Source organism: Paenibacillus paridis (assembly GCF_006345825.1).
In the GTDB taxonomy this organism is placed as follows: domain Bacteria; phylum Bacillota; class Bacilli; order Paenibacillales; family Paenibacillaceae; genus Pristimantibacillus; species Pristimantibacillus paridis.
This window is the reverse complement of record NZ_VCIX01000090.1, coordinates 103319-124792: the sequence shown is the minus strand read 5'-3', so window position 1 is coordinate 124792 and position 21474 is coordinate 103319. Positions and strand designations below refer to the sequence as shown.

17 protein-coding genes are annotated in these 21474 nt (G+C 47.3%); 2 read left to right on the top strand and 15 right to left on the bottom strand.

All coding sequences use genetic code 11. The annotated features are described in order from the left end of the window. Positions 1-38: 38 nt before the first annotated feature. The 6 genes from FJQ58_RS19890 to FJQ58_RS19865 all read right to left on the bottom strand — a co-directional run bounded on the left by FJQ58_RS19890 (position 39) and on the right by FJQ58_RS19865 (position 8723). Complete coding sequence (locus FJQ58_RS19890; RefSeq protein WP_139996518.1) at positions 39-1514, bottom strand: spore germination protein; 1476 nt, start codon at positions 1512-1514, stop codon at positions 39-41. 297 nt (positions 1515-1811) lie between these two features. Further along, the gene (locus FJQ58_RS19885) at positions 1812-2513 is read right to left on the bottom strand and encodes a collagen-like protein (protein ID WP_238404205.1); all 702 of its coding nucleotides are present in this window, start codon (positions 2511-2513) and stop codon (positions 1812-1814) included. 317 nt (positions 2514-2830) lie between these two features. Then, on the bottom strand, positions 2831-3157 hold the full coding sequence (locus FJQ58_RS33015) for a nucleoside triphosphate pyrophosphohydrolase family protein (protein ID WP_139996516.1): 327 nt from the start codon (positions 3155-3157) through the stop codon (positions 2831-2833). 689 nt (positions 3158-3846) lie between these two features. Next, complete coding sequence (locus FJQ58_RS19875; RefSeq protein WP_202915294.1) at positions 3847-6228, bottom strand: polyprenyl synthetase family protein; 2382 nt, start codon at positions 6226-6228, stop codon at positions 3847-3849. A 254-nt stretch (positions 6229-6482) separates the two neighbouring features. Then, complete coding sequence (locus FJQ58_RS19870; protein WP_139996515.1) at positions 6483-6959, bottom strand: small multi-drug export protein; 477 nt, start codon at positions 6957-6959, stop codon at positions 6483-6485. A 288-nt stretch (positions 6960-7247) separates the two neighbouring features. Continuing rightward, the gene (locus tag FJQ58_RS19865; RefSeq protein ID WP_139996514.1) at positions 7248-8723 is read right to left on the bottom strand and encodes a DHA2 family efflux MFS transporter permease subunit; all 1476 of its coding nucleotides are present in this window, start codon (positions 8721-8723) and stop codon (positions 7248-7250) included. A 163-nt stretch (positions 8724-8886) separates the two neighbouring features. Between FJQ58_RS19865 and FJQ58_RS19860 the strand changes: the two genes are divergently transcribed. Beyond that, positions 8887-9603 (top strand): TetR/AcrR family transcriptional regulator, encoded by a 717-nt coding sequence (locus FJQ58_RS19860; protein ID WP_139996513.1) that lies wholly within the window; start codon positions 8887-8889, stop codon positions 9601-9603. Positions 9604-9675: 72 nt separating this feature from the next. On the opposite strand, the gene spoIIP is transcribed toward FJQ58_RS19860, so the two are convergent. From spoIIP to FJQ58_RS19825, 7 genes are all read right to left on the bottom strand, one after another. Next, positions 9676-10911 (bottom strand): stage II sporulation protein P, encoded by a 1236-nt coding sequence (gene spoIIP / locus FJQ58_RS19855; RefSeq protein WP_139996512.1) that lies wholly within the window; start codon positions 10909-10911, stop codon positions 9676-9678. 176 nt (positions 10912-11087) lie between these two features. Then, positions 11088-11969, bottom strand: coding sequence for a carbohydrate ABC transporter permease (locus FJQ58_RS19850; RefSeq protein WP_139996511.1), 882 nt, complete (start codon positions 11967-11969; stop codon positions 11088-11090). A gap of 13 nt (positions 11970-11982) precedes the next feature. Next, on the bottom strand, positions 11983-12864 hold the full coding sequence (locus FJQ58_RS19845; RefSeq protein ID WP_139996510.1) for a carbohydrate ABC transporter permease: 882 nt from the start codon (positions 12862-12864) through the stop codon (positions 11983-11985). Positions 12865-12957: 93 nt separating this feature from the next. Beyond that, positions 12958-14283, bottom strand: coding sequence for an ABC transporter substrate-binding protein (locus FJQ58_RS19840; protein WP_139996509.1), 1326 nt, complete (start codon positions 14281-14283; stop codon positions 12958-12960). 110 nt (positions 14284-14393) lie between these two features. After that, entirely contained in the window at positions 14394-15182 is a 789-nt protein-coding gene (locus FJQ58_RS19835) for a response regulator transcription factor (RefSeq protein WP_139996508.1), read from the bottom strand. Continuing rightward, the gene (locus tag FJQ58_RS19830; protein WP_139996507.1) at positions 15157-16938 is read right to left on the bottom strand and encodes a cache domain-containing sensor histidine kinase; all 1782 of its coding nucleotides are present in this window, start codon (positions 16936-16938) and stop codon (positions 15157-15159) included. Before FJQ58_RS19830 ends, FJQ58_RS19835 begins: the two co-directional genes overlap by 26 nt. 626 nt (positions 16939-17564) lie before the next feature. Further along, positions 17565-18176, bottom strand: coding sequence for a TetR/AcrR family transcriptional regulator (locus FJQ58_RS19825; protein ID WP_139996506.1), 612 nt, complete (start codon positions 18174-18176; stop codon positions 17565-17567). 115 nt (positions 18177-18291) lie between these two features. Between FJQ58_RS19825 and FJQ58_RS19820 the strand changes: the two genes are divergently transcribed. Next, a complete protein-coding gene (locus FJQ58_RS19820; protein WP_139996505.1) occupies positions 18292-19371 on the top strand; it encodes an alpha/beta fold hydrolase in 1080 nt (359 codons plus the stop codon). A gap of 182 nt (positions 19372-19553) precedes the next feature. On the opposite strand, the gene rbsK is transcribed toward FJQ58_RS19820, so the two are convergent. Both rbsK and FJQ58_RS19810 read right to left on the bottom strand, forming a co-directional pair. Next, positions 19554-20519, bottom strand: coding sequence for a ribokinase (gene rbsK, locus FJQ58_RS19815; RefSeq protein ID WP_139996504.1), 966 nt, complete (start codon positions 20517-20519; stop codon positions 19554-19556). Then, the gene (locus FJQ58_RS19810; protein WP_139996503.1) at positions 20519-21445 is read right to left on the bottom strand and encodes a nucleoside hydrolase; all 927 of its coding nucleotides are present in this window, start codon (positions 21443-21445) and stop codon (positions 20519-20521) included. The genes rbsK and FJQ58_RS19810 overlap by 1 nt, the downstream gene beginning before the upstream one ends. Positions 21446-21474 lie beyond the last annotated feature (29 nt).

Here is a 21474-nt window from a genome sequence, read left to right as displayed (position 1 = left end):
TGATTACCCTTCATGAGAGCCACCCTTCGTGTTCTCGTTTAAAATCTATTTTTCCGTTTCGTCCTGTTCATCCTTGGATACGTCTTAAGCTTGGAACGGGGCACCCGCATCAGTATATCCTTCCAATCCGAGATGACCGTAGGTGCCAATGGGGCGAAAAACGGAATGCCAAAGGATCTTAAGGAAGCGAAATGTACGATCGTAAACAAAGCTCCGCACAATATGCCGAACAAGCCTAAGAAGCTGGCTAGAACCATGTAGGAATACTGCAGGAACCTTTGCGATAAGCCGAAATTATAATTAGGCGCAACGAAGCTCGCAATTGCAGTCACAGCAACGACAATAACCATAGCTGCAGATACTAAGCCTGCCTGAACGGCCGCTTCGCCTAGAACAAGCGCACCGACAATCGATATCGCTTGTCCAGCAATCCGTGGCATGCGTAAGCCAGCCTCCCGCAAAACCTCGAAAATGCCGGCCATTAAAAAAGCTTCCACATAGGATGGAAAAGGCACGCCTTCACGCTGAGCCGCAATGCTCACCAATAGGGAAGGAGGCAGCAGACCTTGCTGGTAGGTCGTAACGGCTATGTAGAGCGCAGGAACAAAAATGGCCAATAAAAAGGAAAAAAACCTAATCCAAAGCATAAAGGTAGCGATGTCCGGTCTTTGGTAATAGTCCTCAGGCGATGAAAAAAACTGAAAAAAAGTAACAGGCCCAATCAGCGCCAGCGGGCTGCAATCCACCAAAACGACAACTCGCCCTTCTAAGAGATGAGATGCCGTAACATCGGGTCTTTCGGATTTCATCATCAAAGGGATCGGAAAGTAGGTTTTGTCCCCAATCAAATCCTCCACATAGGATGTGTCTAATATGCTATCGGTGTCTATCGCCTTAATTCTACTGCGGAACTGTCCAATGACATCATCAGGCGCAAGATCATGCAGATATACAATAACGACCCTTGTTTCCGTTTTTGTGCCAACAATAAATTGTTCAAATCGCAAATCGGTAGTGCGGATTCTTTTGCGCAATAGTCCAATACTCGTGGCCAAATCTTCATTATAAGCCTCATGAGGACCTCGAACGGTCGCTTCCGTCTCGGGCTTATCAATGGAACGGTGATAGGACATAGCTACATCCAGCTGAAGAATCTCGTTGCAATGATCAATGATTAATAAGCATCTTCCATCCAAAAGAGCCTCCAAGCAGGCATGCAGATCTGAAATGCTTGAAGTCGAAGCAATAGGAATTTTGTATCTCAAATACTCAACGGTGTCCATCCCTATTTGCAGCGATCCAATACCTTCCGAAATAAACCTCAGAATGGTATCTTCGATTTTATTTTTGTCCACAAGGGTTTCAATAAACAGGCAATGCCCTTTAATATCAGGGTTATTCGCAAAATGGTGATGAATGAGATCGGGCGGATTGCCTAACGCGGCTACAATGTCCTCTATGGAAAAATCCTCTTGCAGGATTCTCCCTTCCTGGCTCGTTGTATCCTTCCTCATGGTTGCTCCCCCTGACATTCGTTTGTTTCAATTATCCCCATTCCTTGCCAAAGCAATACAAAAAATTTCCATGCTTCGGCTTCCAGCGTATAGACTTATCTCCGCTTTTCTCAGTCTCCTATAAGATAACGATTCTAGCTTTTTAAATTCATACATGGGCAAAAAAAAAAAAAAAAAAGAGACTAGAGCTTCTCTCTCCTCAGTCCCTTATAGATGCTATTTATTTTTCTCTTTCCTATCCTATAATCTATTTTAAAAAAGCAAATTTATTCAATGTTCTTGGAGAGTCAGCCTGAACTAGGCTAACTTCTCAATGACGATAGAAGCACTAATGGTTGGCGTACCCCCGCCAATGTCATTTTGCAACGTCTGTGCACCTGTGTTATCGATGCGATTTAATGTCAAAATACCGCCAGCAGATAATTGGGCCACAACTTGGCCTTGGTAAGGGTTGTTCCCTGCTCCCGAACCGTAATTGCTGCATGGAACCAGCGCTGCAGGCGCTGCACCCGCCGGATCAAAGAACAATCCAAATGCACTATTGCCAGCTGTAGGGAATACTTCCCAGCTAATATTGTAAATACCAGCCGTATTAATCACAATATTGGATGGAGGAGCGAACGAAAGAGCTGTTGCATTGATAAGAGAGTTATTAAACGTTACCGCCCCACCTTGGCCGCCTGGAGCTGGTGCTGCTTCAATGGTTTGCTCTTCGTCGCTGCAGAGGAAAGCAAAATCGGCTATGCCTCCCGCAGGTCCTTGTGCTCCTGTTGCTCCTTGCGGTCCTACTGGACCTTGTGGTCCTGCTACTCCTTGAGCGCCTACTGTTCCTTGAGGCCCTACTGCCCCTTGAGGTCCTGCTACTCCTTGAGGCCCTACTACTCCTTGAAGACCCGTTGGTCCTTGTGCGCCTTGTGGACCCGCAGGCCCTGGCACCGGTGTGACCTTAACAACGGGACGCGGGCAGGTTACCTTTACGATTTTCTTTTTTATAATCACATTTTTCTTTTGATGGTGATCTTTCTTTTTAATACAATCTTTCTTTTTAATACTCTTAGGTTTACATACGACTACCACTTTTTTATGGCATCTTTTCTTATGCTTATTTGCTAAACAATTCAACACAGCACCTCCTTGGGATTTGATTCATCCTACGCTGAGATGCTTATTGTTGAACGGACGTATACCTAGCAACCTAGTAGACTACTAACCATTTAATAAAAAAGAGGTTAATGCGGAGCGGCATTCATATAGAAAAACATTACTCTTTGAAAATCAACACAATCATTTAACAAAAATTTTCATAGAATAATAGATTATGCTTGCAGCTTTTTTTCAGTTTTGGATAAGAAATTGTCCAATGCATCCGCGATATCGATATTCATGCGTTCTGACAAAATAATTAACCACCATACACATTCGCCGAGCTTATGCTCTAATTCGGGCATGGTCTCTCCCTTCATCGTCCAGCGCCCTTGTTGAGACATCGTCAAACGACCAACCAAACCGGCATCCGTAAGAAAAGCCAGAGCATCCTCTTCTACCGTCCATTCTTTTTCGTGATGCTTCCGTTCCAATTGATGGTACAGCTCTCTAATTTGAACGGACCGATCAACCGCTTCATTAAAGCTTATATCTTTCATCGTATACCTCTTCTTTTATCAAAATGTAAAAACAACTTCTCCTCTACGCCTATATCCTTAGCTATAAGATCCAGTAGTATTCTCACTATATAACGCTATACTGGACAGCATCATGTCCTATTATTAAAGTTTGCCATGCCTGTAACAAATTAAACTCATCAATTTGTCGTCATAAACGGATATGAAGTTATCTTAGGCACTTTTCCGAGGTGTTTACGGAGGTGTTTGTAGAGGTTTCTGTAGAGGAATTTGAGGGACTTTCGTATGCTTATCTTACTTAGATGGAATTTCTCCTATTAAAATAACATGATTCGTTGGGTACATGCATTAGATGGAAATAGTCCCGTTAATCAAAGTGTTACAAAAGATTCTCGGACGTTTTTCAGGAAATAGAAGGAATAATTCAAGCTAATCGTCAATAAAAGCTGAAATCCTTTAGAATAGAGGGAGAAATTCCCGCTAATTCATACGGTTGGAGGTAATCAAAATTTGCGTGGTCACGCTAGCTTCTCCGCCAGTTGCTGCTGCGTCATCTGATTTATCCATACAGCAAATATCCCCCGTAACATGAAGCGTTACAGGGGGACTCTACCCGTAGTCAGTGAGTAAAGAGCAGTTCTACGGAATGCTTTCCAGTACATCAGGCCAAGGCAGCATTGGATATAGAAAATTGCCTCTTGCGCATTCGCCTAACGGTCCCGGTTAACGATATAACTCAATAAGTGGGTTAGAAATGTAGTACGGCGCGGCATCGCTTTCAGCGTTTCCATGGCGATGCAATAGTGCTCCCACATGGCTTTGCTTGCGCCTTCCTTCCCGAGGATGGATACAAAGGTAGAGGTATTGTTTGCCGCGTCCTTGCCCACGGGCTTGCCAAGCAAACGCTCATCCCCCTCCAAATCTAGCAAATCATCCTTAATCTGAAAAGCAATGCCTGCATGGTATGCGTAGGTTTTCAAAACGGCGATTTCCTTATCGCCAACCTCGGCTAGTATGGCTGGCATAACCAAAGCAGCCTCAAACGCGATTCCCGTTTTGTAGAAGCAGATCGTATTCAATTGCTCTAATGTCAATGCTAATCCTTTGGAATTCAAATCCATCGCTTGCCCCATACACATATCCTCTGCCTTTTCGGCTGAATATTTTATCAAGGCCAGCACGGTTTTGGCATTGAACGGTTCTAGTGACGCTTGTTCCTGAATTGCCTTCTGTATCAACAATAAGCCCGTTATTTCCGCAGTCGCGCTATTATGCACCTGATGGAGCGTAGGGCGGCCTCTCCTCTTAGCAGCATTATCCTGGGACGGCAAGTCATCGAAAATCAGGGAGGCCGTATGCATATACTCCAAGGATCTCAATAAAGGGACGATCGCCGTGGCTTGCAGTCCGTATTCCTGCACGCCCATGACCCAAGTCAGGATGGGACGCAGACGTTTCCCATCCCCTTCAAGACTGTAATTTGCCGCATCGATCAAGGCCTCTTTCATCGGCGGCATTCCTTCTGTCTTGGCAATCCGCAGCGTATTATTAATTTGCTCACGGGCTGTTTTAATGGTCTCCAAGAAATTTTCTTTCTCTTTTCGTTCTTCTTTAAGAAAAGTGACCAGTTGGTCCCGAAACAGCTTATCCAAGAAATCCACGTCATCGGCTTTTTGAACCAGATATTGAATTAGCCGATTAAACTCTGGTCCTCCGCAAGCAAATATATTCATAATCCCGTCGTATTTTTCAACGCCAAGACGTTCTTTGCAACGCTTTAAACCGTTGATCGCACGATTCAGAATCACCTCGCGAGCCTTGGCATCGGAATGATATACGTGATGGATTAGATAAAAGATAACCGTCCAGTATAGTTCAAAGGGATTAATGAGATCCGGACGCTGCTCGCGGTAAGCGAGATAATAGGTGTACGGAGTAACCGCCCCGTCATTCCTATCGTCAAACATATCCGAAAAATCGTCGGCCAGCTGATTGTATATGCCATAATAGAACGTTCGACTCTCAAAGTCCTCGTCCATAGAAGCATGAAGCACGGAACGCGCGATCAACCTAGATGAGGCAGACTTTAAAATAATTGGAATGTACAACTCTTCGTTTGTGTACCCGGCATAGCTAAGCTCCTTGGCCCGGTCCAATTCCTGCGAATGAAAAAAAACATAAGTCTGCTCGAAAAACAGCTGCTCTGTCTCCAGCCCCTGATAAGACTTAATGTAAACAAAAGCCTCTACAAGCTCAGCGTGAATGAATTGAATCAGGACCTGATTGGATCCCGTCCACTCTCCCAATTCCGGCACCGATCCGGTAAGCAGCGCAGCTCGAATAATCGTTGAATACTGTGATTTCTCTTGTTGGGTTAGAACTCTCGCATCCAGTAGATCATCAATGAACGGATAGGTCAGGCCATAGGAATAACCGAGCCTGATGGCTTCATCAAGCCTTCGGGCACGTTCCGAAGGCAATCGTACATCTGTCATTTCTTCGATCGCATGCAAAACCACGCCAATAATGATCTTAATCAGTTTCCTTTGCGCATGCTCGGCATTCATTTCCTTCGGAAGATGTACCGATACTTCCTTGAGCTTATTGATTACCCATATGACTGCCGTTTCAACGCCTTCCGTCTGCGCCCACCGATACAATCCTGCTAAACTCATAAACTCTGGCTGCTCTTTTCCATTTGCAGTGGATGGGTTTAAACGATGCTTGATGTCCGCAGCCACACGCTGAATCCTTGCTTGCGTATCGGGAGAGTCCATGGCCTTGCCCAGGTCTCTCATGTAGATATAGGAGACGCTTCGGTCCAAATAGTCGTCCAATTTGCCTGTATGGCTCAGCCACTGAATATAACGATGATAGTCCCCAGCAGCGACGCTTTGCTTTCCTCGCGAGAGAAAAGACAGCCATGACCGGCGATGAATATGGTTTCGTTTCCACTCGCGGAAATCCTCGGACAGGGCAGGCACATACCGCTTTTCTTTCATTTGCTCAAATAACGCAGCAAAGTAGCGAGTGGCCTTCTGCTCAGCCAGCCGATAACAGGTATCGGCATGAATTATAAATTCGTCATTCATACGGTATATGACCTCAACTTCTATTGTGGTTTTTGGAATAGATTTTATGGGAGGATGAGGTTTCTCCATTAGCTGTTAAGAATTCATCAGAACCATTTTATATCATAAATACGGGAAAGGGTTTTATCGGTTGCGAATTCATTTTACAAGCACAAGAACCCCGACCTGCTCCGGTCGGGGTTTGTCACGCTCAGTTCCATCCTGTGCGCGATTCCAAACAATTTCATTCCATCATTTATCTAGTACTTACTAAATTATATCAAATTCATATAACCAAATCCGTAAACGGAGCCGAGCGCCATCGCAATCGTCCATAACGCAAGACTGACCGCCATCCATTGAATGACCCGCGTTCTTGATGAACCGAATGTCAACGCCAGCAAAGCGGCGATATCCGTACCGACAATAACGGGAGCAAGCAGCGCAAGTCCGGGAAGGCCATAGCGGTCCCACACTTGCCTGGCCCTGGTCTCTTTCTTCGATGGAGCGGTAATGCCCTTCTTTAGCCTACGTTTCTCTCTCCAGCTAGTGAATTGATTAAAGAAGACACCCAGAAGCAATATCATTAGAAAGTTTCCTGCAAAACCAGTTATAGCTACGGCAACAGGAGACATTCCCGCAACGATGCCGAGCGGCACGACAAGAAAAACATCCAGCCACGGCGCTGCCGCGAGTAAAAATAAGACGATATACTGCCAGATCCCTTCTGATTGCTGAATCCATTCAAACATAATTAATCCCCCGTTCATCATGTCTCTCTTTCGTTTAGCCTTCGTGCCTAATCCAGTCTATCCGAAACGACCATAGAGACCCATGACTCCATTGTATCAGAAACGCCTTAACTGTAATGAAACCTTTTATTAACGCTTCCTTACTTAAATAGCAGGCCGTCCGAAACGAATTAAGCTTCCGTTAAGGCAAGCTGCATTTCATATGCAAAAAACCGGCCGAGCCTAGGGCTCGCCGGTTTTTTGCTTCTTAATCGAAAACCTCTATGAAATGGATAGTTCAACACGCGGTTAGGATAGGATGGAGCCTTCATCGACTACGTGGGTCTGGGTTGCTGTACTCTCACCCGCAGACCGTTTGAGTGTGGTCGCCAGCAGCACCCCTACCGCAGCCAGCACCGCTAGCAATAGATAGGTATTATGAAAGGCATGCGTCATCGCGTCCGGTACCGGAGCCTCGCCTTTACTTACAAAATGGCTTGTGCGGCTGACAAGAAACGTCGTAAGCCCGGCTACCGCGAATGAAGTGACTACCTGCTGAGCCGCGCTGGTTAAGGAAGTGACTCGCCCGACAAGGTCTCTTGGCGCCGTTTGAATCAAATGGGTATTCAATGAGAGCATCGACAAGCCCATTCCCATGCCAAGCAGGACACGCGGCACGAAAAATAACCAAGGGGTATTGCTCGGATCAATGAAAGAGATAAGAAAAGCGCCGATAGCGACAAAGGTTAATCCTAAAATCACTAATGGCCTTGCGCCGATACGGTCGAATAAACGACCTCCGAGCGGCATCATAATTCCGGCGGCAACCGCTTGAGGTAGCGTCCATAAGCCTGCTTCGAATGCGCTCATCCCCATCAATTGCTGCATGAAATACGGTACGGTGAAGATTACGCCAAACATGGCAAATTGCAAAATCCACTGCACCAGAATGCCTCGGGTAAACTGAGCCGAGCGGAACACCCGAAGCTCCAGCAATGGCTCATTTTTGCGAGTGAGCTCAACGATAATAAACAAGATCAGGGCAACAACGCCAATGGCAATTCCGATGATCGTTTTGGCAGAAGTCCAACTGGTGCCTCCTTCGCTAAGCCCATAGGAGAGGCCTCCAAACGCAAGCGGCGCCAGCATAATTCCCCAAAAATCCAAGGAAGCGGAAACCTTCTTCGCAAAATTCGGCAGCACAATCAAGCACATTACGACGCCGATAATGCCAATGGGAACATTAATCAGAAAAATCCATTGCCAGCTCACATAGTCAACCAAATAACCGGATACGATCGGTCCTAGCGCAGGGGCGAGCAACACGGGCACGCCCATGAAGCCCATAATCATGCCTACTTTTTCTGGAGGGCTGAGCCGGTACGTCATGGCAAAGGCAATGGGCATCACCATGCCGCCGCCTAGCCCTTGCAGCACTCTGAAGAAAATAAGCTGCTCCGCCGTCGTAGCAAAGGCACACAAAATCGAGCCCACGGTGAACAAAATAATCGAAATGATAAACACGCGTTTCGCTCCAACCCGGTCTGACATCCATCCAGCCAAGGGAATAACTGCCGCCTGAGCAAGAGCATAGGCGGTAATCGTCCACTGGACAACGCTTAGCGAGCTGTTGAAGTCGGCTGTAAGCACAGGAATGGCTACATTTACGGCCGTGGTATCTAAAATAACCATGAACAATCCGATAATAATGGCAATCAACGGGGCAACAAGCGCACGTAAAGAGGTCGTCGGATTGGCCTCAGTTAATCCTGTATTTGTACTCATAGCTGGCTCCTTCAAATTCATTTTTTGCTTTCCTGAAATGAAGATAGCATAATAATTAAACGAAGTAAACTAAAAAGATTAAAAAAGTTTACTTTGTATAGTTTGGTTTAATTAAATCTTAAATTGCGTTATACTAAATCATGCAGGCAGGAGGCGTAGCTGTATGATGGATTGTGAAACGGACCAGATGTCAGAGAAAAGAAAATCAACCAAAACGAAACTTATACTTAAAATACTACCGTTTGTTCAAAAACATGGCTTCAGCGCGATTAAAATGGACGATGCGGCCAAATATATGGATATCAGCAAGGCAACCATGTATAAATACTTTTCATCCAAAGATGACATTATAGAATGTTTAGTTGAGAAATGCGTAAACTATACCGAATCGCTTATGTTCGAGGTAGATCCATATAACCTAATACCCGCCAACGAAACGCTCCCGTCCCATGAGGCTTTGAAGCTTTACGGCGAGTCGTTTGCGAAAGTATTCAAGCAATCGTTCAAAATGGCCTTTTATTTGAGCGACATTCTCCTGCAAGACCTAAACACCGCTTATCCCGATTTATCGGCAGCGCTGTCTCAGGCGGTAGAGCGTTGTCAGATGAGGCTAGTCGCCTATATGAACAGAGGGATGGAGCTTGGCGTATTCCACCAAATGAATTCTGAGATCATCCTGATCCAGATGGATGTCGTATTAAGAAGGCTATTAGATCCCAAATTGCTATTGCAGCATAATATGACTTTGAAGCAAGCGCTGCTGGATTTCTATCAAGCAATGAGGCTCCAGCTGTTTGAAGAAAAATGGCTGCACGAAGAGCAAAATTTAATTGAACCCTTTATAGGTGAAATGATTATTAAAAAGCTTTCTTACGAATAGTATATCCTCTTAGAAAACAAAGAACGCAATGGCTTCTGCATAAGCAGAAAGCATTGCGTTCTTTGTTTAAAGCTATTTGATTGATTTATAATATTCGGCAAATACATCCGCAAAAGCTTCTGCGGTTTGAAGGTTTTCTTGCAGCGTATTGTTGATGCCTCCGAATTCGAGCAGCAAGCTTCCATTAGAGACGGATTGGTTGTATTCGGCGTTCCCTTGATGGGCGCTTTTGGTCAGAACGCCTCTCGATATGCCTGGATACTTCTTATTCAGCAGCTCATTCAAAGCATCGGCAAACTTTTTGTTTTCCTTGTACGTAGGATTGGCGTCGCCAATCACGAACATAATTCGCGCATACGTTTTCCCGTTTATGGTAACCGTTGTTTTGCTGCGCGGAACATCCGCATCGCGGTGGATATCGAAGAAATAAGACAAGGAAGCATGGGATTTCATCGCTTTATCGACCGCTTTGCGCGATTCGTTATAAGCTTGCGTATAGCTTAATTTCTGCTCATTCAGCCTTGCGGTAAAGTCCGTTTCCTCCACCATCGTGGGGATTCCCTTCTTCTGAAGGCTTTGCGCAAGCTGCTTGCCGACCAGCGTAATGTTTACCTTCGGATCATCCACCGAAGAGCCCTTTGAGCTGCTGGATACATTTTTCCAAGACTCGCGATTATGCGTATGGTAAATGTATACCTTGCTTCCGCTTTGGCTGGCGACCCCTGTATTTACGACCCAATTCGCAACGTAAGCGGTTCCTCCGCTTGGCAGTGATACTTGATACCAGTCACCTTTAATGGAAACGACCGGAAACGATTCGCCTGCCCTCGCTTTGGTAACAATCTCATAATCCAGCCCTGGTCCTTTGCGCAAATTAGTGGTGTCCACAATGTTTACGATGACTTCCTTATCCTGATTGCTGCCGGGCGGTTTGCCGCTGTCCGGCTTTTGGCCATTATTCGTTGAGGTTTGGCCACCGCTCGCTCCAACCGTTTCCACAACCCAATTCGCAACATAGGCCGTTCCGCCCCCGGAGAGAGTGACTTGATACCAGTCCCCTTTGGAGCTGACTATGGGGAAGGAATCCCCTGCCTTCGCCCTGGCGACAATATCATAATCCAGCCCCGGCCCTTTGCGTAAATTCGTAATATCTACAATATTGGCAACAGCTGATTTGCTTTGTGCGTATGGTTGAGCCCCTGCTTTACTGGCAGTCAGGTTCTGGATTGAGGCATATGCAGCATCTGCGCCTCCGGATAATAAGGCCAATGCGACGGTTCCACCGATTAGTTGATTTCGTAATCTCAAAGCTGACTTTCCTCCATTTCAGAAACTTGTTCTACGAAATTTCGACAGCAATGGAGGAAAATCCTTCAAAAAGGGAATGAAACATGCGAAATTGAGAGTAAAGTCTCAGTATCGGGAAAGAAGAAATACTTTCCTGCTTGAACATTTTTCTTTACCCATTAGACCCAATTTGTCACTTACCCTTTCACTGAGCCAGCCGCAATCCCTTCAACGATGCGGTTGCTGAGAAACAGAAACGTAATCAAGATCGGGAGAATGCTGATCATGAGAGTGGCTCCGATTGCTCCCCAATCCGTTGTATATTGACCAATAAAATTTTGCACGCCGACAGTCAATGTTTTATAAGCATCGGAGCTGATAAACGTGTTTACGAAAATAAATTCATTCCAGTTGTAAATCATGTTAATGATCGCCGTTGTAGCAAGCACGGAGCTTGTCATCGGGAACACAATCTGGAAGAACATACGGTTAACCGAGCAGCCGTCAATAATCGCAGCTTCCTCAACCTCGCGCGGCAGCGCATAGTAGAACCCGAGCAAAATCATGATCGTTATCGGCATATTGAAAGCGACATAAGCTAAAATCAGCGACAAAGGATGATCCGTCAGCCCCACTTTATTGAACAGGCTGAACAGCGGGATTAACGTGGAATGAACCGGAATCATCATGGCTACCATAAATAAGCCGAGCACCAGCGAGCTGCCCTTCCATTTCATTCTAGTGACGGCATAAGTGACTAGACTGCCCAATATCACGGTTATAGCGGTTGCCGCAACGGTAATCCATACACTGTTAAAAAAATAAACATCGATGTTCCCGGCACTCCAAACTTTCTCGTAGTTTTCCCATCGAGGGTTCATCGGCAGCGACAAGGGAGGGAGATTAAATACCTCCTGATTGTTTTTAAGAGAGAAAAACAAAAGCCAGACAAGAGGAAAAAGCTGCAGCGCCGCGACCACTATCAAAACGGCATACAATAAACCGTAACCTAGCTTGGAGCTGATCCCCAGTCTTGCTTCCGACAGATCATTCCGAATTTTCACATTTCCAGTAACCATGAAGTGTTCCTCCTTACGAGTATTGGATCGTATCCTTTGAGGCCGTTAATTTGCGAATGACCCAAGTGACAGCCAGACAAATAACCAGCAGGAAAAAGCCGATTGCGCTGCCATATCCAAAATCGTAGGCTCGAAACGCTTCATGATACATATACGACGCCATAACTTCACTTGCCCCATTAGGACCGCCATCTGTCATAACGAAGATTAAATCAAAATATTTTAATGAGCCCACAACAGCCAGTACAATCGTGACTTTAATGACTTCCATCACAAGCGGCAGCTTGATCTTCCAAGCAATCTGAAGGGCATTCGCCCCGTCAATCTTGGCCGCTTCCTCGAGTGACGCCGGGATGTTCTTCAGGGCCGCATAATAAATCAAAATATAAAAACCCGCATACTGCCACAAAATCGGAATAAACAAAGCAAATAATACTAGAGATGACTCCGCGAGCCATGCGGGAGGGTTGGCAAAACCAAGTGATTCCAGCACGCTGTTTAGCACGCCGTTAGTTGGGTGATAGATTTTGAGCCAAAGCTGAGCAATCGCTACCGATGATAGAAGCATAGGAATGAGATAGATTTTGCGAAATAGATTAGCTCCTTTAATCCGCGCGGCTAACACCATTGCAACGATAAGGTAGAGCACGAGGCTTATTCCCGAGAAAACGGCAAGCAGCAGAGAATGCCATGCGCTGTTCCAAAAAGTTGTATCCTTAAACAAAGCGAGATAGTTATCCAGCCCAACGAAAGTCATCGCACCAATGCCGTTCCATTCATTCAAGCCGTAATAGGCGGTCAGTACAATCGGTATATAAACAATCGCTAATATCAATAACAGAGACGGCAGCACGTATAAAGCAATGATTTTTTTGTTCGAAAGCACTTTGTCCAAATGGGCCGACTCCTTCCTTCATAATGAATGGGCGGAAGACCTATGCGGGCATTGCCCGCATCTATGTCCTCCACCGTTCAAGCTCATGAGCAATTACTTTCCTTCGGAAACGGCTTTATCATGCTCCTCCGAGAATTTCTCAGGCGTCGCTGCCTTTCCAAACAGAGCTTGAATCATATTCAGGTGAGTTTCGGCTGCACTGGCTTGCATTTGAACATCTGCAAATAAGGTAATGCTGCTTGCTTGATTCATTTCATTAAACAAATCGATATAAAGCTGCGGCAGCTCCATGCTCGATGTATCCACTTTAGTCGCTGGAATTACACCCGCCCCAGTTACCGCTTGCTCTCCCCACTGGGTGACAAAGTATTCGACGAATGCTTTCGCTTCCGCTTTTACCGCGGAATTTTCGGCTACGAATAGCCCAACGCCTGGACCGCCAACCCAGCTGTTAATGTCTCCTTTTCCGCCCTCAACTGTCGGGAATTTAAAGAAGCCAACGCTGTCTCGAAATTCTTTCGGGATATCTTCATTGGTCGTGAAGTTCGGCAGCTCCCAGGTGCCCATCATATACATCGCGGCTTTGCCGTTCAAAAACTCCGACTTCGCTTCTTCATTGGACAATCCATTGAAACCCTTCACGAATGCATTGCTGTCTACCAGCGTCTGCACTTCAGTTGCTGCTTTCAGCAATCCTTCGTCCATAAAGGAGCCATCGCCGTTAATCGCACCGGATAACGTCTGCTGCCCTGCAATCCGGTCAGCTAAATACATATACCAGAGCGAGCCCGTCCAACGGTCCTTGTTGCCAAGCGCAATCGGCGCGATTCCATTCTCGGACAAAGTTTTTGCAACAGCTTTTAATTGCTCGTAGGTTTGCGGGATTTCAAGGTTGTATTTCTCAAAAAGGGCTTTGTTATAGTAAACAGGAGCGATGTTGAATTCGAGTGGAAGCGCATACGTTTTACCGTCAATCGCATAGGCCTCTGTCGTACCGGATACGAACTTGCCGTTCAATTCGCCGCTAAGCAAGTCATCTACAGGTGTAAACAGCTTTCCTTCCACGTACGGCTGCAAAAATCCGGCGGCCCACGTGACTCCCACATCCGGCAGCTTATTGGATGCCGAAAGCACCTTCAGCTTGTTTTTATATTGCTCATTATCGAGCACCTCTTGCTTAATTGTCACATTCGGATGCTCAGCCTGATAGGCTTTTATAATTTGGTTCACGATTTTGTTCTGCCCTGCAGACACGCCCTCTGGCCATAAATGCATAAAGTTAACGGTAACCTTTTCTCCGCTTACGCCTGCGTTTTCTTTACTGCCGCTGTTGCCTTCATTGTTGTTTTTACCACAGCCAGCTGCTACCAGAACCAGACAGATCGCCAATAAGAGCATTAATCCTTTTTTGTTGAACACGTTTACATCCCCTTTGATTCTAATGTAAGCGTACTGAAACCGCTTTAATTAGATTGTAGCAACATCGTTCGCAAGTCGTAAGGACATAAGCATTGGGAGTAATACCATAATTATTGGATGCTTTTTTCTGAATCAGAGACGTTTTGACGATATTGTCCCGGACTAGTGCCTTCTATGGAACGGAACACTTTGACAAAATATTTGGCTGTCTGGTAGCCCACCTGCTCTGAAATTTCCGCGATGGAATCTCTCGTATTAACCAGCAATTCCTTAGCCCGCTGCACTCGCCTGCGGCTCAAATAGTCGCTGAAGGTGAGGCCCGTCTGTTCTTTAAACAAAACGCTGAAGTAGCTCGCATTCATATGCAATAGATCCGCAACCGCACGCATGGAGACCTGCTCGCTCAGATGGTCATCAATGTGGCGGAGCGCTTCACGCACCTGGACGCTGTACTGCTTCTCCTCTTGCACCGTCTCAAGAAGTTTGGGGTCAAAGAGCTTCTCCATTCTGACCAGCCGGCTTATCTCTTCTTCCCTTTTCAACGCCAGCTCGACTGCTTGCACTAATTTTTCCTTGACCAGCGGCTTAAGCAAATAAGAGACGACCCCAAGCTGGAGCGCTTTCTGCGCATAGTCGAATTCAGGATGCCCGGAAATGACAATCACAACCGGGGGCGGTGACATAGCGCTTAACCGTTCGACCAGCTCCAGTCCTCCTACCTCAGGCATTCTAATATCGGTTACGAGCAGATGAGCTTCATTTTGCTGCAACCAAGCTAACGCTTCCACTCCGCTGGATGCCATTTCGATCCGATGCCGGCCGTAGGACCATGCCTCCAGCGTTTTGCGAATCCCCTGCCTTGTTCTAGGTTCATCATCCACGATTAAGATGGTCTTCATTGCCGCCATTCCCTTCAAGTCTATTCGGTATTTCAAAGGTAACGAAAGTTCCGCGACCTAGCTCGCTTTGAATATTCAGCCCGCTTCCTGCCGCATGATAATAAAGCCTCAATCTGCGCTCCACATTCGACACGCCAACGCCCGTACCTTTGGAGCCGCCCACGTAACCTTCTTTCATGAAGGCTTGGAGCGCCTCGACTGCGTCGGCATCCATGCCTGGTCCATCGTCGATAATCATCACTCTTGTAAATCCTGCCCGGCTTGATGGCTCGGCGCGCAGGACAACCTTCCCCGGCCCGACCCGCTGCTCAATGCCATGCAATATGGCGTTTTCAACGAGCGGTTGAATTAATAATTTGGGCACCGGTACAGCCCTGCACGCCTCCGTAGCTTCTATTTGCCATGACAGCCTGTCCACCATCCGCATCTCCATGATTTTCAAATAACGTTCCGCATGATCCAATTCATCCCCGATCGTAACCCACTCATCATCCTCGGTCCGGTTGATCACATAACGGAACAAGCCTGACATGGCGACTACGATTTGGGCCAGCTCCTCTTCTCCTTTATCATCAAGCTCCCAATAAAACGCTTCCAAGGTGTTAAACAGAAAGTGAGGATTAATTTGGGCTTGCAGCGCTTTAAGCTCCGTTCGGCTCTGTATGATTTCCTTCTGGTAGACAACCTCGATTAGCTCATTCAAGGAATCGACCATTTGGTTGTACGTATTGTTAAGCTCATTGATTTCCATGGTCGAGGAGGTATTGGGGTTCGCTTTCAACGTGCCAAATCGAGCACCGCGCATCGCTTTGATCAAATTTAATATCGGTCTAGTAATCATCGTCGACAAAATAAAGGTCAATACCAGAAACAGCAAGCCACCGACCGCGCCGGAAACTAAAATAGCAGTACGCAGCACTGAAATTCCCGCCGTTGCATAATTGACTGGCGTCAATATCGTCAGCTTCCACCCGGTTTCCTTCGATTGCTGCTCTATTGCAATATACGATTCATTGCCGACCGTAATGGCTTCTCCGGCATGGTCAAGAAAATTTTCCTCGCTAGCATCCATCGTTAAATCAGAAAAAATTTCTTGGCCCGCTCCATCATAAAGAGCCATATGCTCCCGCGTTTCATTGTTATTTTCCGCCATGGCATCGGTTAGCTCAAAATAACTTTTCTCAATATGCACGACCAAATAGCCTGCATGGATGAACGAACGGTCTACTAACCGAATATGGCGAATCGCGATGACAACGTTTGCATCCTGCGGGTCAAAGCCAAGCCAAACCAATCGTCCTTTGCCGCTATCGGCTTGGTCAATCCAATCCTTCGGCACCCGGCTTTCCAGACTGATATCATCTAACGGAAACAGCCTTTTATAATCGCTGCTGTACATTTCAAGCGCCCGAATCCCTGTGACATACGCCTCATATTTACGTGCTTCTTGCTGCAGCGACTGGCGCTCCTCAAAGCGAATCGGCTTGCCATCAATTTCCTGCGTCAATAATCGCTGGATAGACGCGTTCGTAGCCACCTGCGCGGTCAGCGTATCGATTTGTCCCAGGAGCACATCAAGCTTGCCCATCGCTTGAACGGCGGTCTGTTGAATATGCTTCTCTGCGCTGTTCCGCAGGAGCACGGATACCTGGCCATACGTAAAGTAGCCGACCGATGCCAGCACAATAACCATAACAAGCATAAACCCAATTAATATCTGGTTGCGCAGCGTATTCAACTGCCCTAGCTTCTTCAAGAGCTACAATCCTTTCTATCGTTCCTTTATCGAAACTACTATACACAATAGTCAGGAATAAAAGAAAGCCTAATTTAAACGTGGTTGATGGAATGAGGGTCGTTAGAGTGCTTCCATCCGATTTTGGACCATAGCTGTAGTTTGTGCTCATGATTAACTGGAATTTCTCACGATAAACTAGCGGAATAAGCTGAAGATATGAAATAAAGGGATTTCCTCCCGTTAATTCAACTGTTTTCTGCCATTCGATGCGTATGATCTGGGATTAGAGGGGGAAATTCCTTCTAAATGCCTGAAAATCTCAAAACAAGCTAATATAGCAGGAGGAATTCCTTTTAAAACCAATGTAGAAAGAGCATAAACAAACGGAAAGAGATACTACCTATCATGCCATTGCAGCCGTTAGTTCTTCACATTCATCCTTTATGCGCATTGTGGTTATAGGGTAACATTCCTAAATCCCAGTTTGTCAAGCATCAGCCTTAACGATTACGCAAATACGGTTAGCGATTGAAATTGGAAAGGAGTCATACGAAATAGCCTCTTCAATGCTTCCTATTTGCTTCATGAGGTGAAACCAAAAAAGGATGAGCTCCTGTATACAGAGCTCATCCTTTTTCTATTGGCTATTCATCGGAATTTATCGTTTTGCAACATAACAGCTCAAGATGCTGATTCAGAATCCGTTCCACCTCGGCTACGGTAAGCCTTCCCGGCTGCATAAGCTGGTGGATCGCCAGCCCGTCGACCAGCGCGTACAGCTTCTCGCTTTCCAGCCGCGCGTCTATTTTTGGCTCGGCCAGCTTGTGCTCAATTAGCGTTCCAATTACGAATTGCGAGGCTTTGAACAAGCCGTCCTGCATTTCTTCGCTCAGTCTCTTAAGCTCCGGATAAATTAATGCCTTGGCGTTAAAGGAAAACCATACCTCCATTTCCATCATTCTCTCATTATCCACTGGCAGAAATAACAGCAGCAGGCGCTTCATGTCGTGCAATACCGGCCCCTCCGGCACAAACGCCGCTACGCGCTTCTCAATACGGTGCACGAACAAATTCATACAAAAGGCAAATAACTCGGCCTGCGAAGAAAAGTAATGGCGCATGGAGCCGACCGATAAGCCGGCCTCTTCCGCAATATTTCGCACGGTTGCATGCTCTAGTCCCGACCTTCCAATTACCCGCATGGCTGCTTCGGCGACAAGCTTTCTTTGTTTTTCGTGGTCTACGATTTTTGGCATGGCTCTATTATACCCGCTTCTCTTTTTATAGTACACCGTGCTATAATGATTTTTATTAATACAGTGTATTAAAAAAGAGATGGAGATTGACCATCACGAGAGGAAGTTGACCCCTATGCGCAAGATTGCTAATTCCCCCGAAAGAGCCAAGAGGAGCGTCTGGAAACGAATGCTGCTGTTTGGGCTAAGCGCCATTATTTTGTTGATCGGATCAGGCTTTATTTACGAATGGCTTGCTTCAAAGCAAGCCATTAAGCACTATCCGGCACCTGGCGAAATGGTTGATATTGGCGGGTACAAGCTGCACATCAATAAAATAGGCAGCGGAGCTCCCACCATTTTGCTGGAAGCCGGCAGCGGTGAAACAAGCTTATCATGGCGCGATATTCCCGCGCAGCTCGCAGAACACGCGACAGTCGTCAGCTATGACCGCGCTGGTTATGCATGGAGCGAGGAAGCGGACGAAGAACGAACAGGAGCGAACATTGTCAAGGAGCTGCACAGCGCGCTAGAGAAGGAAGCTATAGCGGGTCCGTACCTTGTCGTCGGCCATTCCCTGGGCGGCATGTATGCTAGGCTGTTCACCCAAACGTATCCCCAGGAGGTATCCGGGCTGGTGCTAATCGACGCAAGGCCTGAAAACGATGAGCGCGATACCAAACCGATTCTGGAGCAGGAAAACTTCAGTGGAAATCCGCCAGCCTCAGCGCTCAAGCTGCTAAAAAACTCAGGTCTGTTCCGGTTATTCGAGGATTTCTTGCTTGAAGGGCTTGTTGAGGAGCAGGATCGCGGGCAGTTCATAAATGTAATCGCCAAACCCAGTTATTTTGATGCCAAGGAAAAAGAAGGCGTGCTTGCCTACACGACGGAGGACGCCATCCGCGGACAGCATTTGGGGGCACTGCCGGTACGAATTATTGCGCGGGGGCTGCCGCAGAACTATGCACAGGCCGGCCTCTCGGCGGATAGCGGAAGAAAGCTAGAAGCGATTTGGCAAGCGGGCCAGCGCGGCATGCTGGACATCTCCACTGACAGCGAGCTTATTATCGCAGAAAATAGCGGTCATATGGTCATTCACGACCAGCCTGAGCTTGTCGTCGAGACGATTTTGAATTTGTTCAAGCAAAAACGCCTTCAGCGTACTTTAGACGCTGAAGTAGCTTTGACGGTGAAATATAAGCCTTATATAAACTAACAAACTTATAAATTCTTATATTTCAAGGTGAAACGGCTGTCGCCGGCCTTTGGCGGCGCAGCGCGTTTCATTCCGAGAAATGTAGAGAAGGGATAGCCAAAAGATATCCTTTCCTATATTTCAAGCAAACGCATAGCTAGGGGCGGGGAATCAGGAGCTGCCTGATTCCCCGCCCTATAGGATTACAGCAGAGAAGCGATGCCACTCTTCCCTGCATCCACTGCGCTTTCGATTTCGCTCAAGGTCGGCATGCCTGCTTGCGCGCCGAATCGCCCTACCGATATCGAGGCTGCCGTTACAGCTAGGCGAAGAGACTTTAAGGCATCCCACCCAGAAGCCAAGCCAAAGCCAAAAGCCGCGTTCAAGCAGTCTCCTGCTCCGGTCGTGTCTACCACCTCGACGGGCGGAGCCTGCACGGTATGCAATTGCCCGTTTAGCATCATGGCTGCCCCCTGCTTGCCTCGCGTCAACACAACCTTCTGGCCATACGTCTTCTCCCAGGCCGCTAGTGCAGCGATCCAAGCATCCTCTCCAGCCGCTTCCGCATACTCCGCCAGCTGAGCAAACTCCGTTTCATTCGGGGTTATATAATCGGCTAGCTGTAATATAGCGGTTGGCAGCTGCTGCGCAGGCGCCGGATTAAGAACCGTCGTCACCCCCGCTTCCCGCGCCAGCTGCAGCGCCTCCTTCACAGCATTCAGCGGAATCTCCAGCTGTACCAGAAGCAGGTCCGCCTGCTCTATTACAGATCGGTGCTGCCTCACCCGCTCCGAGGTCAGCTCGGCATTTGCCCCAGGCACAATAATGATTGAATTATCGTCTAACGTCCGGGTGATTGCGGCGATGCCTGTCGCCTTATTGTCCAGTATGGCAACGGCATCGGTGTTTGCGCCGCTTTGGCTCATTTCGCGAAGAATACGCTGCCCGAAGGCATCGTTTCCGACAGCTCCAATCATCTGCACATCCGCTCCAAGCCTAGCGCAGCCAATCGCTTGATTAGCCCCCTTCCCCCCGGCAACATAATGAATGGAGCTTCCGGAAATTGTCTCTCCTATTCGAGGCATTCGCTCTGCGCTCACGACCAAATCCATATTCAGGCTGCCGACAATGGCGATACGCGGCGACCTTCTCCGTCTTATCTGCTCCATCAGTGACGGGCACTTTCCTGAATTTTACGGAACAGATCCCGGAAGACGTCATCCCGCCGGATAAAATGGACGCAGCGGATAAAATGGCGGTTCGTATCCACGCTCCAACGGAAATCATCGGATAAGCGCGGACTGTGAACCAGCGTGCTCCAGCACCATTCAGGGTTGTTCAGCCAAGCGATAACCGCGATATCCCAAATGACTCTCGAATAGCCAAAATGGTCGGAGGAGCAATTCTCGTACGTCTCATACAGATAGTCGCCGATCTCGCCTTGCCCCTTCACATAATCCCGAAGCTCGGAGAGCGAGGTTTGCAGATGTGTGGCTACGCCAACACACGGCATTAAGATGAGCGGCACGCCGCTATCGAACATCAGACGCGAGGCATGAATGTCCTGCTGCAAATTAAATTCCCTTGTATCGGGCCAGTGCAGCGCATTGCCCCCAAGCCATACGACGACAATCCGTTCGATAATGGCCGGTTCTAGGAGCAGGGCAGCCGCGACATTCGTAATGGCTGCAATACCGACCACATACAGCGGATCGGATGGATCGCTCGCCATCGCACGCTTCACCAAATCCCGTGCCGCTTCGCTGTCAACAGGCTCATCGGCAGCGGGCTGAAAGGAGGTCGCACCGCGAAATACCGGTACATCCTCTCTTCCCAATATGCGCCTGATCTTCAGAATCTCTTGGTAGCTTTTCTCCATGCCATCGGCTGGGCCGGTAGACAGCTCATTAAAAAATGGCGCCGCATAAAAGGCTTCCACAATCAGGTTGTCTGCGGACAGCAGCGCATACGTGACGGCGAATTGATCATCGATTTCGTTAAAGGTGTCCGTATCCAGCACCATTCTGCTTTGTCTACCGGGATGCGCCAGGCGCTTAACCATCTCTTCGGGAGAAATTACCGGGAATGTTGTCATGTATAACCCTCCTAAATCTCATCATTATT

Bases quoted from the DNA above. Each gene is read 5' to 3' on its own strand.
- FJQ58_RS19890 (WP_139996518.1), bottom strand. From the start codon at position 1,514: ATGAGGAAGGATACAACGAGCCAGGAAGGGAGAATCCTGCAAGAGGAT.
- FJQ58_RS33015 (WP_139996516.1), bottom strand. From the start codon at position 3,157: ATGAAAGATATAAGCTTTAATGAAGCGGTTGATCGGTCCGTTCAAATT.
- FJQ58_RS19875 (WP_202915294.1), bottom strand. From the start codon at position 6,228: ATGAATGACGAATTTATAATTCATGCCGATACCTGTTATCGGCTGGCT.
- FJQ58_RS19870 (WP_139996515.1), bottom strand. From the start codon at position 6,959: ATGTTTGAATGGATTCAGCAATCAGAAGGGATCTGGCAGTATATCGTC.
- FJQ58_RS19865 (WP_139996514.1), bottom strand. From the start codon at position 8,723: ATGAGTACAAATACAGGATTAACTGAGGCCAATCCGACGACCTCTTTA.
- FJQ58_RS19860 (WP_139996513.1), top strand. From the start codon at position 8,887: ATGATGGATTGTGAAACGGACCAGATGTCAGAGAAAAGAAAATCAACC.
- FJQ58_RS19850 (WP_139996511.1), bottom strand. From the start codon at position 11,969: ATGGTTACTGGAAATGTGAAAATTCGGAATGATCTGTCGGAAGCAAGA.
- FJQ58_RS19835 (WP_139996508.1), bottom strand. From the start codon at position 15,182: ATGAAGACCATCTTAATCGTGGATGATGAACCTAGAACAAGGCAGGGG.
- FJQ58_RS19825 (WP_139996506.1), bottom strand. From the start codon at position 18,176: ATGCCAAAAATCGTAGACCACGAAAAACAAAGAAAGCTTGTCGCCGAA.
- FJQ58_RS19820 (WP_139996505.1), top strand. From the start codon at position 18,292: ATGCGCAAGATTGCTAATTCCCCCGAAAGAGCCAAGAGGAGCGTCTGG.
- rbsK (WP_139996504.1), bottom strand. From the start codon at position 20,519: ATGGAGCAGATAAGACGGAGAAGGTCGCCGCGTATCGCCATTGTCGGC.
- FJQ58_RS19810 (WP_139996503.1), bottom strand. From the start codon at position 21,445: ATGACAACATTCCCGGTAATTTCTCCCGAAGAGATGGTTAAGCGCCTG.